This window comes from Bradyrhizobium stylosanthis, from assembly GCF_001641335.1.
GTDB classification, from domain to species: Bacteria; Pseudomonadota; Alphaproteobacteria; order Rhizobiales; family Xanthobacteraceae; genus Bradyrhizobium; species Bradyrhizobium stylosanthis.
In genome coordinates this window covers 1-13,656 of sequence record NZ_LVEM01000015.1, presented here as the reverse complement: position 1 = coordinate 13,656, position 13,656 = coordinate 1, and the positions used below count along the sequence as shown (strand labels likewise).

Here is a 13,656-nt window from a genome sequence, read left to right as displayed (position 1 = left end):
CCAGCGCGACGGGATCGCAGAACAGCACGCTGAACGCCGGCGACGTCGCCAGCGTCACCGTGACGTTCAGCGAGAGCGTCACGGTGACTGGCACCCCGCAACTTGCATTGAACATCGGCGGCACGCCGGTGCAGGCGGCTTACGCCTCCGGCAGCGGCAGCACTCAGTTGGTGTTCACCTACACGATCCAGGCTGGACAGAATGACGCCAACGGCATCAGCCTCGACGCCAATGCGCTGACCCTGAATGGCGGCACCGTCATGGACGCCGCCGGCAACGCGGCGGTGCTGACCGCGGCGGCGGTGGCCGACAATCCGAGTTTCAAGGTCGACACGGCTGCTCCGACGGTGAGCAGCGAGGCGATCACCAGCGCGACGGGCGTGCAGAACAACACACTGAATGCGGGCGATGTCGTGAGCATCACCGTGTCCTTCAGCGAGAGCGTTACGGTGACCGGCACGCCACAGCTGGCGCTGAATATCGGCGGCACGCCGGTGCAGGCCAATTACGCCTCCGGCAGCGGCAGCACCCAGCTGGTGTTCACCTACACGATCCTCGCTGGCCAGAACGATGCCAACGGCATCAGCATCGACGCGAACGCCCTGAGCCTGAACGGCGGCACGATCACGGATGCCGCCGGCAACGCGGCGGTGCTGACTGCGGCTGCGGTGGCCGACAATGCSAGCTTCAAGGTCGATACCGCGACCCTGGCGGTGAACAGCGAAGCGATCACCAGTGCGACGGGCGTGCAGAACAGCACGCTCAATGCGGGCGATGTCGTGAGCATCACCGTGTCGTTCAGCGAGAGCGTCACCGTGACCGGCACGCCGCAGCTGGCGCTGAATATCGGCGGCACGCCGGTGCAGGCCAATTACGCCTCCGGCAGCGGCAGCACCCAGCTGGTGTTCACCTACACGATCCTCGCTGGCCAGAACGATGCCAATGGCATCAGCATCGACGCGAACGCCCTGAGCCTGAACGGCGGCACGATCACTGATGCCGCCGGCAACGCGGCGGTTCTGACCGCGGCTGCGGTGGCCGACAATGCCGGCTACAAAGTCGATACCGCTGCTCCCACGGTCAGCAGCGAGGCGATCACCAGCGCAACGGGTGTGCAGAACAACACGCTGAATGCCGGCGACGTGGTCAGCATCACCGTGACGTTCAGCGAGAGCGTCACGGTGACGGGGACGCCGCAACTGGCGTTGAACATCGGCGGCACGCCGGTGCAGGCGGCCTACGCCTCCGGCAGCGGTAGCACTCAGCTCGTGTTCACCTACACGATCCTTGCCGGGCAGAATGATCCCAACGGCATCAGCATCAATGCCAATGCTCTGAGTCTGAATGGTGGCACGATCACGGACGCGGCCGGCAATGCGGCGGTGTTGACCGCGGCCGCGGTGACCGACAATGCCAGCTACAAGGTCGATACGGCCGCCCCGACCGTCAGCAGCGAGGCAATCACCAGCGCAACAGGCGTGCAGAACAGCACGCTCAATGCCGGCGACGTGGTCAGCGTCACCGTCACGTTCGGCGAGGCCGTGACGGTGACGGGCACGCCGCAATTGGCCTTGAACGTCGGCGGCACGCCGGTGCAGGCGGCTTACGCCTCGGGCAGCGGCAGCACCCAACTGGTGTTCACCTACACGATCCAGGCCGGGCAGAACGACGCCAACGGCATCAGCATCGACGCAAACGCCCTGAGCCTGAACGGCGGCACCATCACCGACGCGGCCGGCAATGCGGCGGTGCTGACTGCGGCTGCGGTGGCCGACAATGCCAGCTACAAGGTCGATACGGCCGCCCCGACGGTGAGTAGCGAGGCGATCACCAGCGCGACGGGGGCGCAGAACAGCACGCTCAATGCGGGCGATGTCGTGAGCATCACCGTGTCGTTCAGCGAGAGCGTCACGGTGACGGGAACGCCGCAACTGGCACTGAACATCGGCGGCACGCCGGTGCAGGCCAACTACGCCTCAGGCAGCGGCACCACCCAGTTGGTGTTCACCTACACGATCCTTGCCGGGCAGAACGACGCCAACGGCATCAGCATCAACGCCAACGCACTGAGCCTGAACGGCGGCAGCATCACGGACGCTGCGGGCAATGCCGCGGTGCTGACCGCGGCCGCGGTGGCCGACAATGCCAGCTACAAGGTCGATACGGCTGCGCCGACGGTAAGCAGCGAGGCGATCACCAGCGCAACGGGCGCGCAGAACAGTACGCTGAATGCTGGCGACGTTGTCAGCGTCACCGTCACGCTCAGCGAGGCCGTCACGGTGACCGGCACGCCGCAGCTGGCCTTGAACATCGGCGGCACGCCGGTGCAGGCGAGCTACTCCTCCGGTAGCGGCAGCACCCAGCTGGTATTCACCTACACGATCCAGGCCGGGCAGAACGATGCCAACGGCATCAGCATCAACGCCAACGCTCTGAGCCTGAATGGCGGCACCATCACGGACGCTGCTGGCAACACGGCGGTGCTGACTGCGGCTGCAGTGGCCGACAATGCCAGCTACAAGGTCGATACGGCCGCCCCGACGGTGAGCAGCGAGGCGATCACCAGCGCGACGGGCGTGCAAAATAACACGCTCAATGCCGGCGACGTTGTCAGCGTCACCGTGACGTTCAACGAGAGCGTCACGGTGACCGGGACGCCGCAGCTGACACTGAACATCGGCGGCACGTCGGTGCAGGCAGCTTACGCCTCCGGCAGCGGCAGCGCCCAGCTGGTGTTCACCTACACGATCCAGGCCGGGCAGAACGATGCCAATGGCATCAGCATCGACGCCAACGCGCTGAGCCTGAACGGCGGCACCATCACGGATGCCGCGGGCAATGCCGCAGTGCTGACTGCGGCTGCGGTCGCCGACAATGCCGGCTACGTCGTCGATACCGGTTCGCCCATAGAATCCCTCACGATTGCCTCCGTTGCCGGAAGCTCGTCCTCGACGAGCACCGCGATCACCGTGACGGGGACGAATGGCACGCTGGCGTTCGGCGACAAGGTGCAAATCGGGACGGACAATGCGACGTGGACGGACGTCGTCCGGAACGGTCCGACAAAGTGGACTTTCACCGACAGCACGGTCCGAGGCTCGGGTTTCACGTACTTCGTGCGTGTGGTCGATTCGGCAGGCAACGCCAGTGTTCCGGTGACCTTGCCTGTCCTGGTTGCCAGCGGCGGTGCCACGGTCCCGATGACCGCAGCAGGCGGGGTCGTCGAGTTCACCGGATCCGGCGGCACGTTACAGATCGGCGCCGCTGTCACCGGGACGATCAATGCCATTTCGATCGCCAGCGGCCCGGTTGCGATCGGCGGAAGCGGCAATGTTACGAGCAGCGCGGGCGATGCGATCGATCTCTATGCAACCGGTGCAAGTGCGGGCAATCCCGCAAACCTGACCGTCAATGCCACCGGTCAGATCACCGGAGCCGGAAGCGGCATCTCCGTGATTCAGAATGCGGCCGGATCGATCACGGTCACGACGTCGGGACCGGTGGTCGGCCAGGCGGGCAGGGGCATCCTTGCCCAGCAGAACGGGACGGGCACGGGCAGTATTCTGATCAACGGATCGGGCAATGTGACGGGAACCGGCGCCGCGTTCAGCGGGATCGTTGCCGTAAACCTCAATTCCGCAAACAACAGCGACATTACCGTCAGCCAAAGCGGAAACGTCACCGGCGGCCACGACGCCATTCGCGTCCAGACCAACGGCAACGGAAACGAGTTCATCACGACCGGCACGAATGCCATTATTCAGGGCCTGACACTGTACGGCATCGAGGCGCAATCGAAGGGCCGGGGCAGTATCACGATCACGACGGGGACCGGCGGGAGCGTTACCTCTGCCGGCGTCGGCATCTTCGCCTACAACGAGGCGACCTCGATCCCCCAGAATGCAGGCGTCACCACGAGTACGATCTCGGTCACGGCCAACGGCACGATCCACTCCGGGTTTGAGCTGACCGGCAACGGCAGCCGCCCCGCCGGAATTCTGGCCGGCTACAAGGGTGGCACGAACAACACCGTCAACCCCAGTGTTTTCGGCAACGTGCTCATCAACAATTCCGCGGCGATCACCGCCTCGGGTGGAGATGGCATCCGCGGCTTCAATTACGGAAGCGGCGACGTCAGCATCAACCAACTGGCCGGTTCGATCGTCGCGAGGGATATGTACGGCATCACCGGTGTGAGCCTCGGCAGCGGCAACGTCGCAATCACGACGGCCGACAACACGAGCATCCTCTCGGGCTCGCACGGAATCCTGGCGATCAACCAGGCCAACGCGATTGCCACGCTCAATTCGACCGTGACCGTCACGGCGCGCGGCAGCATCGCGACCGGGGTGCATCTGTCGGTTGGAGGAGCTCAGTCAGGCGGCATTTCCGCAGGGTTCTGGTCGACCGCAGGCGCTCCGAACACCGCTGTGAACGGAACCGTTCTCGTCGACAACTATGCCGATGTGACCGCCCGGGTGGCTTTTGGCATCGTCGCCTATAATGTCGGCTACGGAGACGTCACCGTCTACGATCGGACCGGTGCCTCGGTGTCCGGCGTACAATCCGGCATCAACGCGAGTTCGTCGGTCTCCGGAACCGCCAGACCCTCGACCGTGACCATCAACGTGGAAGCAGGGACGACCGTCTCGTCCGGCACGGCAGGCGTTACCGGTATCAATGCCAACAACACAAGCGGCGGCAATATCTCGATCACCGCTGCCGGCGATGTTGTGTCCGGCGGCACCGGCATCAATGCCAATGCGGTGCCGGCAAACGCCCTGTCGTCCAGCCAGATCCTGATCAATGCCGCCGGGTCGGTTACATCGGGTTATAATTTCTTCCAGTTCGGCAACATTTCGTCGGGCATCTCCGCCGGTTACGGGAGCAGCAACGGACAGTTCAATGCGGCCGTCCACGGATCGGTCGTGCTGTCCAACTCTGCGGTCGTAAGTGGAGCCGCGACCGGCATCAACCTCTACAATTTCGGCGTTGGGGATATCCAGGCCACGCTGCTGGCGGGGTCGGTCGCCGCAGGACTGTCCGGCGTCAACGCGTTTGCCCAAGGTGGCGGCAGTGTCACGATCGACAATCGTGCGGCGATCAATGCCGGTGCCATCGGCATCAACGCCGGCAACGGCACGAGCAACTCCGCCGCGACCGGCACCGTGTCAGTCATCAACTCCGGAACCGTCACTGCCCCCGGCGCCCCGTTCAATCCTGTCGTCAATCTCGGCAATTCGAACAGCGGCCAGTTCGCCATTGTTTCGAACACCGGGACGATCAGGGCCGATCTGTTCACGCGGACGACCGGCAATACCGCGATCAATATGGGGTCGAGCCACGGCGCCGTGACGAATAGCGGTACGATTTACGGCAACGTTTCGCTGAACGGAACGTCGAGCTTCACGAACGCCGTGGGCGGCGTGTGGAATTTGAACGGACAGAATGTCGTTAGCGGCAGTCTCAGCAACAACGGGACAATGAACATCTCGGGCGTTGCCACCCTGTCCGCGAGCTCCTTCAGCCAGTCCAGTACGGGAAGCATCGATCTCCTGGCGAACGGTGCCGCGCAGATCTACAGCAGCATTGCCGGCAGCGGCATCATCACGCTCGAGGACCGGTCGGTGTTGCAGTTCTCCGGGTCCGGCGCGGTGTCGCCGACCCTGAGATTCAACGGCAAGGGCCTGCTGAGTTTCGACAACCCGGCATCCCTGCAGCCCAACGTCGCGCTTAATTTCGCGGGGGCGGGATTCGCGAATATCGGCGATATCATCACGCTGTCCGGCGCGAACATTGCGGGTGATGCCAGCTTGAATTTGACCGGCTCGACCTTGACGGTCACCGGCGCCACTCAGAGCTACACGTTCCAGGTCTCAGGCCAGGGCCTGACCGGTAACACCTTCTACATGTTGTCGCCCGACCGCTTCATTCTGGCGCCGTCTTCCGCGATCGTTAACCCGGCCTTCAACGCGGTGGCGCCGACAAGCTCCAGCTTCTACATCGTCACCAATGCGATCTCGGGAACGGGGACCGGCTTCAGCTTGTCGACCACCGATGCTGCGCCCGCGGATGCTTACGCCGTGGCCATCAGGTCGACTGCGCCGATTACGATGACGGGTGCCGGTGCGGGCGTCGCCGTCAGCACGGCAGGAGCGAGCGCGGCCATCGTCAACGCCGCTGCCGTCTCCAGCGGCGGAGCCGGTCTGAGCGTCAGCGTCTCGAGCTCTACCGGCGGAGCCGATGTCATCGACTACGGCAGTGTCAGCGCCGCGCAAACCGCAATTTTCGCCAGCACGACCAACGGGACCGTCAACGTCAATTTCAACGTCAACGCCGTCACGGAATCAGGTGTCACGCTGACCGGCACCAGCACCTACGGCATCTTCGGCCGCAGCACCGGAAGCGGCGGTGTCAACGTCCTCACCACGGGCGGAACGATCAATGCGGGGCTGATCGGCATCCTTGCCGTCGAGCAGCAGAGCTCACCCGGCCCAGGGGGCAACGTCCAGGTCTATAATTCCTCGACCATCAACAGCGGCAGCAATCCGAGCAATGCCGGTACCGGCCCGGCCGGCATTCGCGCCGACATATTCAACAACAACACCTCGACGCCGAACCCGTTGATCACCGGCGATGTCACGGTCGAAGACCGTGGCAACATCACGGCGCAGGCCGGCGCCGGCATATTTGCGGCCAACTATGGTTCGGGCAATACGTCGGTCACGCTGGCGTCGGGATGGTCGATCACGGCGACCGCTGCAGGAACGACGCCGACCAACCAGGGACTCACCCAGTACGGCATCTTCGCTTTCACTTACGGCACGGGCAGCAGCCTGGTCGATGCCGGCTGGGGAACGACGATCACGTCCGGCAGTACCGGCATCAATGCAGGCAACCAGTCGACCTCGATCGGGGCGAACAGCGGCAGCACGGTCGCGGTCTACTCGCAGGGCTTCATCTCGTCCGGCGCGAGCAACAACAATTCCGGCAGCGCGCCTTCGGCGATCCAGGCCGGCTACAATCCGTCCAACGCCGGCGCGTTCAGCTCGAGCGTGCACGGCGACGTGATCGTCAACGTGGCCGGCGACGGAAATCCCCACAACAACCCGAACCCGACGATCCTCGCCGCAAGGGGCTCGGGCATCAACGCCTACAATTACGGCATTGGCGACGTCACGGCCACTGTCGGGACGGGAGTCTCGATCCAGGCGCTGTTGCCCGCCTCGGGTGCGACCGGTGGCGGCATTGCACCCTACGGCATCGGTGCGGACAACCGTGGTCCCGGCAACATCGTCATCACGACGTTTTCGGGGAGCTCGATCAACGCCGGAAGTTCCGGCATCAGTGCAAACAATGGCTCGAACCCTGTATCAGCAAATGATCCCGCCGCGGCTTCAGCAGCGGCACCCGCCGTCATCGCTGTCACCACGGCCGGCACGATCCTCTCGGGCAGCCAGTCCACCAACAGCGGCGGCACGCCGTCCGGCATTTCCGCGGGATTCCTGGGCGGCTCGAGCGCCCATGCGAATCTGTTCGTGAACGGCGATGTCTTCATCAACAATGCCGCGACCGTGACCGCCACCGGCTTCGGCCTCCAGGCGTATGATTACGGCAACGGCGACATCGTCGTGAACAACGCTATCGGCGCCAACGTCACCGCAGGCTCCCATGGCATCTATGCCCACGCCGAGGGCGCCGGCACCGGCGATGTTGCCGTCACTGTTTACGGCAACACGACGACGAGCACGACAATCAAGGCGGGCACCGCCTCGAGTTCGGCCTACGGCATTCTCGCCTTCAGCACCAATGCGGGCGACATATCGGTCGTCACCTCGGTCGGCGATACCATCGATTCACAGCTCGGCAGCGCCGGCATCAACGCCGTGAACGAAGCCACGAGCATTGCGGCGTCCGTCAACAGTTCGGTCGTGGTGACCAATGCGGCCACGGTCCATTCCGGCATCGGACTGACTGCATTCGGCCAGCCGGGCGGCATCCTCGCCGGCTATATCGGCGGAACGACGAACCCGTCCTTGTCGGGCAACGTGGCGAACTATGCCGTCAATGGTGAGGTCGTCGTCAACAATTTCGGCGACGTCACGGCCGATGCCGGCGACGGCATCAGGGCGTACAACTATGGTGTCGGCGACGTCACGATCAACAACTTCTCGGGTAGCATCATGGCGCTCGGCGGTACAAATCCGCCGAACGGTACGGGTGTCGGTCTTCTCGCCCAGAACTATGGGCCGGGCAGCGTCTATGTGACCACCTCGGCGAGCACCAGCATCACCTCCGGAAGCACCGGCATCGCGGCCTTGAACAAGGCGATATCGGCCGATCCCGCCAATCCCTCGGTGGTGGTGCCGGCGACGACGGAAGTCTTCGTGAATGCGTCCGGCACGATCCATTCCGGGACGACCCCGACGGGCACCGTCGCCGCCGACCCCGCCGCAGGCATCTTGGCCGGCTACAATCCCAACAATCAGAACACCCCGAACAACGCGGTTCACGGCAATGTCCTGGTTCACGATCACGCCACGATCGTCGCGCCGACAGGAACCGACGGCATCCGCGCGGTGAACTACGGCACGGGCGACATTGCGGTGATCGTCGACTCCGATGGGCGTGTGTTCGCGGGCCGCTATGGTGTCGCGGCATTCGGTTTCGACGGCGGCGATGTAAGTGTCACGATCGCAGGCTCGGTGATCGGCGGCACCGCGGGGCTCGACGTCACCACGACCGGAGCGGGCACGGTCACCATCGACAATGCCGGCGTCGTCGAGGGAATCGTCATCGGCTACAACGCGACGTTCACGAACGAGGCGGGAGCCGACTGGCAATTCAGCGATGCCAGCGGAGTCACCGGCGTCACGACGCTCGCGAATGCCGGCACGATCGAAAGCAACGGCGCCTCGTCGCTTCTGGGCCTGACGAGCTTCACCAACACCGGAACGATCGCGGTGGAATCCGGCAGCCTGACCATCGGCACCGCGGTGACCGGCGGCGGCACGGCGGTCATCTACGGTGCGTCCCTGGCGTTCAACGCAGCGTCTGACACGAACGTTGTCTTCGACAAAGGCATCACCGGCACGCCCGGGACTCTCGTACTTGCCGACGCCGCCGATTTCACCGGCTCGGTCACCGGCTTTGCACTCGGAGACACCATTGATCTCGTCGGGATTGCTCCTGCGAGCGTCAGCGTGTCCGGTTCGGGTGGCCTGCACGTCGAGTTCGGCACCGGTTCATTCGCGCTGATCGGCAGTTACGACCCGACCGCATTCCTGATCGCTTCCGACGGGCAAGGAGGCACGAACGTCACCTGGAATCACAACGGGCCCGTCATCGATACCAGCCATCTGGCTCTGAACTTTAACAGCGGCGTGTACACCGTGACCGGGATTCACGTGACCGACAGCGATCCGAACGTCCCGACCGCGCCGGTCGTGACCTACACGCCCGGCCCGACGCCACCGGCGTCCGAAAACGTGGCACTGACGCTGTCGGACATTGCCGGCGCCGCTCAAACCGTGAATTTCTTCTTCCAGAACGGCACGGGATCGACCGTGCAGGGCACCTCCGGCAACGACGTCATCTTCGCGGCCAGTGGTCAGGACGTGCTCACCGGCGGCGGAGGGCGCGACCAGTTCGTGTTCGCGGCCCCTCCGGCATCGACGCCGGTCCAGCACACGATCACCGATTTCGCGGCGGGCATCGACAAGCTCGACGTTCGACAGTTCGCGAACGTGTCCTGGGCTTCGTCGGCGGACAGTCCCAACGACACTCTGGTGACGCTGGATGCCAATGATTCCATTCTGCTCAAGAACATCGTGGCGTCGCATCTCAAGGCGGGCGACTTCATCTTTGTGTAGTCGGCGCCAACGGGAGGTGGACTGAACTGAATGCGTGACGTAGAGGCTTTGTTGAATTCGCTTGTCGATGTCGATCGCGACACGCTGATCTCGGTGTTGTCGATGGAGGTGCAAACTGCCGCGAAGCTCGCGATGAGCGGGCACCAGCGCACGGCCTGGCAGCGCGCGAAGAGGCGAAGCACCGTTGAGCATGCGGCCCGGCTTGCGCATATCCTGGCCTATTTCAGGGATGGAGAGACGCCGCAGGGCATGTCGGAAGAGGATCGCCGCCTTTGCGCGGGTCTCGCGAAGAAGCGAAGCATGTAGCCGGCCGCGTGATCCGATCCGGAAGAGATTGATGATGAGTTCATCGCCATGAATGAGAACGACGCGGTCTTGCTGGACCTGGCGGTCGGCAGCCGGTTCCGCGTGAAATCCCTCGGCAAGCACAGCAAGCGCCTGGAAGGGCGGACCGGGCGCGTGGTCGGCTTTGCTCACACCAAGAACGCGCTGCGGGTCATTCTGGACGGGCACAAGCATCCGCAGACGCTTCATCGCAGCTATCTGGAGCCGCTGGTGGAGACCGCGTCCTGAAGTTGCCGCTGTCGCCCGCTACGGCGCCGCCTCAGTTGGACTCGATCGGCGCGATGAGATCGACGATCCGGAGCAGGCCCTGGCAGACGCGCCAGATGCAGCCGGTGCCGAGGAACAGTTCGGTGGCCGCGTTCATGTCGCCGAACTGGAGGTGGTATCCATTGGCGATCACGTTGATGGATATCCTGATGCCGTTCGTGCCCACGAGCTGGGTGCGGGCGGTATGAACCGCCTCGACCAGGCGCCGCCCGAACTCCCTGGCATCGTCGAGATCGAGCGCGACCAGGCGGGGCGGCGTGCGCGTCTGGTTGAACGGATACACGGCGTCGACAAGGATGGTGTGGCCGTCGGACTGCAACAGCAGCTGGCTGACCGACTTGCCTGCAGGAAACAGGAAGCATCGCTCGTCGAGGTCGATCTTGATCTCGTACTTCGGCCGCAGCTCTGCAATGATCCGGGGGGCGGGATTGATATTCATCGTGCTGCAATGCGAGTTGACCGTAACATGGCTTTATCCTAGGTCGCTCGTGCGTAAGCGGCAAGACGGATGCGTCAGGGTCGATGTGCCGCGTGACCTTCGGGCGACCGGCGGAGGTGCTATCCCCCGCCGCCCCTCGCGGTATAGTCGGCGCGGAATTGGGCAACAGGGGCTGGCGAGGCCCCAACCAAATTGCGGGACACTGGGCTAATGGCGATCAGGATTGCGGCGGTGAGCACCGCCACCATGTCGGATGACAAGAAGGAAGTCATCGTCCAGACCACGGGCAAATATACCGGCGCGCTGGAGCTGAGATTCGGCGTCGACTGCGTCGACGACCTGATCGCGGCGCTGACGAAGGTGCGGGGCGGTGCGCAGCCGGCGGTCTTGAACGGCGGCGGGCCGGCCGAAACAGCCGCTCCCGACGCGGACGGCGCGGCGCCGATCAAGCCGGTCGCGATCGACAAGGCCAGCGAGGTGCGGTTCGAGATCCCGAAGAACTGCACGATTTCCGCGGACACCAGCGGTCGCGGTCTTGTGCTGTTCATCCTCAATCACCGGCTGGACCGACAGGCCGGCTACGCGTTCTCGCCGGATGCCGCCAAGCAGCTCGCCGGAGGGCTCATCAAGAGCGCCGATGCGCTGCTGGCGCAGCGGCCGATACCCAAGAGCTAGCCGTCGCGTCCGCGGCGCGTTGGCGCCGCGTCCACATAAACTCCGTTATCGCAAGCATTTACGATGATAAATAACACCATCACGCTCAGCATTCGGCCGAAATGGCCTGACATTCCGGACCACTATGCGGTCCGCTCGCAAGGCCAAGAGATCGGCAGGATCCGTCATGCGGCCGACGCGGGCAGCCCGACCGGTCGTGGGAGTGGTTCATCGTGATCCCGATGGGCCTGCCGGCCTGGGCGAGCGGCGCAGCACGGGACCGCGACACGGCGGTCAAGGCCTTCAGCGCAGCCTGGGGGCGGTTGCTGAATGAGACTCAGCCCGAGCGGTTGCAGCGGGCCTGGGAGCTTCAGGGGGCGGCACAATCCCGGGCTGCGGAAACGGGGCTCCCACCGCCCGTAATTGCGAGCTGAGGACAGGACTTTTCTTTCCTCTCGTCGGAAAGCTGAAGGTATCCACCAACCTGCAAGGAGGGGGATGTCCGAACATTCCCGAATTTGTGTGTAATGCGCCAAGAATATTTACTCAATAAATCATTGCCTTAATCGTTAAGAATTGCTTAAATTTCCCGGTTGGGCTTGTTTGGGCAGAGGCTATTTTGTTTGATTTTTGCCGACGTAGGTCTGCGTAGGCCGGCACGCGTGTTCGCGTGAGCCGGTCTTTTTTAATGCGCAACCGAAAGTGGCATTCTGGCTTCCTCCCACGCAGCTTCGGACTTTTTTATTGTAGCTATTTTGGAGGAAGACCATGACCACGACATACGATCTGACGACATCTGGCTCATCTGCCACCATCGGCGGCGTCGTGTTTCAAACGGTCGATTTGGCTCCCACCGGCACCGGCATTTTCAACAGCTTCCTGGTGATTCAGGACAATCCGACGGAAGAAGGTTTCAATACGGATTTTTCCCCGCTCCCGCTGGACGACAAGCAGCCGTCGCACACCAACGCCTTGCTGCTGTCCAGCCTCCAGATCGTCAACGTCAACGGCGTTGATTCCTACGCGTTCAAGCTCGATGCGAACGAACCGAATTCGAGCAGCGGCATCATCGACCTGACAAGCCTCAAGATCTATTCCGCCACGACCGGGAATGTCGCGACATTGGGCGCATTGGGCACCCCGCTCTACGATATGGACGCCGGTGGCGACGTAACCGTCAGCTTGAATGCGGGAAGTGATGCCCCGGCCGGCAGCGGCAAAGGAGACCTGTTCGTCTACATTCCCGTCTCGAAGTTCGCCGGTGCAAGCCCCTACGTCTATCTGTACTCGGCATTTGGCGGCACCGCCGCGTCGAATGGCGGTTTTGAAGAATGGGGCGCGACCATCGGGCCGAACACGCCGACCCCACACGCCACGATTTCCGGAACCAAGTGGATCGACGCTGACGGCAACCTGGGGACTGCTGGTGACCAAACAGTCGGCGTCGGTTGGACGATCTTCATCGACGACAATCATAACGGCACCCTCGACAATGGCGAGTTGTCGACTACGACAGACGCCAATGGTTCATATACGTTCACCGGGCTGGATGCGGGTACTTATGACATCCGCGAAGTCGTGCAATCCGGTTGGACCCAACTGGGGACCAACCCGAACCCATCAACCGTCACGGTGACGATCGACGGCTCCGCATCGGTCGATTTCTACAACTTCCAGAATTTCTCGATCAGCGGCAGCAAGTTTGAAGACCTTACCGGCGACGGCAAGTCCGCCGACGACAAGGCCTGGAGCTATGCTCCGGTCACGATCTACATCGAGGACGATGGYGTCGCCGGCTTCACGGCTGGTGATCATCGCTTCACGACGACCGATGCCAGCGGCAACTGGAAGATCAGCGGCCTGACGCTGGCTGACGTCGGCAAGAAAATCTACGAGGTCGTTCCTGGTGGGTCCGAGCAGACAGGCACGCTGGTGCAGACCGTCGACAACCCGGGCGGTGGCGGAACCGACACCGGCAACGACTTCACAAACTTCCTGAACTACTCGATCAGCGGAACGAAGTATGAGGACTTGACCGGCAACGGCAAGACCAACGACGACACCCCGTGGTCGCATGCG

The 13,656-nt window shown here is 63.4% G+C and carries 6 protein-coding genes; 5 read left to right on the top strand and 1 reads right to left on the bottom strand.

Annotated elements, in window-relative coordinates; genetic code table 11:
- The first annotated feature begins 83 nt into the window (after positions 1-83).
- The 3 genes from A7X65_RS42990 to A7X65_RS40310 are packed head-to-tail and all read left to right on the top strand — an operon-like array spanning position 84 to position 10,445.
- On the top strand, positions 84-9,872 hold the full coding sequence (locus tag A7X65_RS42990) for a hypothetical protein (RefSeq protein ID WP_208608657.1): 9,789 nt from the start codon (positions 84-86) through the stop codon (positions 9,870-9,872).
- A gap of 51 nt (positions 9,873-9,923) precedes the next feature.
- Positions 9,924-10,178: a hypothetical protein gene (locus A7X65_RS40315; protein ID WP_063695025.1), complete on the top strand. Its 255-nt coding sequence runs from the start codon at positions 9,924-9,926 to the stop codon at positions 10,176-10,178.
- A gap of 48 nt (positions 10,179-10,226) precedes the next feature.
- On the top strand, positions 10,227-10,445 hold the full coding sequence (locus A7X65_RS40310; RefSeq protein ID WP_063695022.1) for a hypothetical protein: 219 nt from the start codon (positions 10,227-10,229) through the stop codon (positions 10,443-10,445).
- Between the two features lie 31 nt (positions 10,446-10,476).
- On the opposite strand, the gene A7X65_RS40305 is transcribed toward A7X65_RS40310, so the two are convergent.
- Entirely contained in the window at positions 10,477-10,923 is a 447-nt protein-coding gene (locus tag A7X65_RS40305; protein WP_063695020.1) for a hypothetical protein, read from the bottom strand.
- A gap of 210 nt (positions 10,924-11,133) precedes the next feature.
- Here A7X65_RS40305 and A7X65_RS40300 point away from each other — a divergent pair, with 210 nt between their 5' ends.
- Positions 11,134-11,598, top strand: coding sequence for a hypothetical protein (locus A7X65_RS40300; RefSeq protein ID WP_063695018.1), 465 nt, complete (start codon positions 11,134-11,136; stop codon positions 11,596-11,598).
- A gap of 747 nt (positions 11,599-12,345) precedes the next feature.
- A partial coding sequence (locus A7X65_RS40290) for a SpaA isopeptide-forming pilin-related protein (RefSeq protein WP_208608656.1) occupies positions 12,346-13,656 on the top strand: 1,311 nt, incomplete at its 3' end.

Bases quoted from the DNA above. Each gene is read 5' to 3' on its own strand.
- A7X65_RS40310 (WP_063695022.1), top strand. From the start codon at position 10,227: ATGAATGAGAACGACGCGGTCTTGCTGGACCTGGCGGTCGGCAGCCGG.
- A7X65_RS40305 (WP_063695020.1), bottom strand. From the start codon at position 10,923: ATGAATATCAATCCCGCCCCCCGGATCATTGCAGAGCTGCGGCCGAAG.
- A7X65_RS40300 (WP_063695018.1), top strand. From the start codon at position 11,134: ATGGCGATCAGGATTGCGGCGGTGAGCACCGCCACCATGTCGGATGAC.